Source organism: Seonamhaeicola sp. NFXS20 (assembly GCF_049132085.1).
Lineage (GTDB): Bacteria > Bacteroidota > Bacteroidia > Flavobacteriales > Flavobacteriaceae > Seonamhaeicola.
In genome coordinates this window covers 1-1,117 of record NZ_JAFMPU010000046.1, presented here as the reverse complement: position 1 = coordinate 1,117, position 1,117 = coordinate 1, and the positions used below count along the sequence as shown (strand labels likewise).

Annotated in this window: 1 protein-coding gene; it reads left to right on the top strand. The window is 31.7% G+C overall.

What is annotated here, in order from left to right; translation table 11 throughout:
• The first annotated feature begins 141 nt into the window (after positions 1–141).
• Entirely contained in the window at positions 142–840 is a 699-nt protein-coding gene (locus J1D01_RS17415; RefSeq protein ID WP_421151780.1) for a hypothetical protein, read from the top strand.
• Positions 841–1,117 lie beyond the last annotated feature (277 nt).

Genomic DNA, 1,117 nt, shown 5'->3' with positions numbered 1-1,117 from the left:
GTACGCGGTCGCTAAGCCTAAATTGATTGAATAGCTTTTCTTGAAATATTTTTGTGCCTTGCATTATTAAATATACGAAATTTCTGTATATTTAGCAAGTCTTGTGCAACGGACACAACGTGTATAACTAATTGCTAGTCAGTGCTTACTTGGAAAATCCTAGCGGATTTTCCTACTGGTTCGTTTCTTTTTGCTAACTTAGTTTTAGCCAACGCAACTAGCCATACACAACACGTTGTGCATAATTTGAGAAAAATGAAATTCATCGGAAAATTTATCGTTTTGATTTTACTTGTTTCTTGTTCAAACAATGAAAACACTTTGGAACAATATGCGAATTTCCCAGTGAAATTTGCTAAACAGAAAGTCACCTATCCGAATAACGATTTCTCAATATTTATCCAAAAGAATTGGGAATGGAAAGTGGAAAACTATGACAATGAAAACATCCTTTTAGGAATTGACGCAAGTTCTAAACCTGACAAAGACGGATTTATAGATATAATCTCTATTCAAAAAGTAAAAAGTTTCGGAGAAAATAAAGACCTAAAATCTGAATTTGAATATTGCCTGAATTTAATAGAAACTAACTCGCAGAATAGAAAAGTAATTGAATCTGGACAAACGGAAATCTTAAATCAACAATCCTATTTTTTGCATACGAAATCAGACACAGGAAAATATGGAGAAGCGGAAATTATTAGTTTTATTTTAGATAGCGGAATTGATGGCGTTTTTTATAATTTAACAGCATCAGCATCCCAAACAACGGATTTAAAAAAAAATATGTCGATTTTAATTCAATCTTTAAAGACATTTAAAAAACTGAATAATAAATAAAAAACTATGCACAACAATGGTAACCGTTGCACAAGCCCATAATGTATCCTAAAATTATAATTAGAACCGTCTTTTAAAGTCGGTTTCTGTTTTTATAGACTTAAAATCCTGGTGTTTTAAAAGGCTTTAAAAGCATGTTTATAAGGTTGTAAAAGGTATTTTTGAGACTAAAATAAAGCGTCTGTGCCCCTGCTCCGCTTTTAGTACGTTTTTCTATGAATTTCATATATTTTTTAAGGTTGTAGGCTATGGCTGAAAGCTGCATGCATTTATTGGC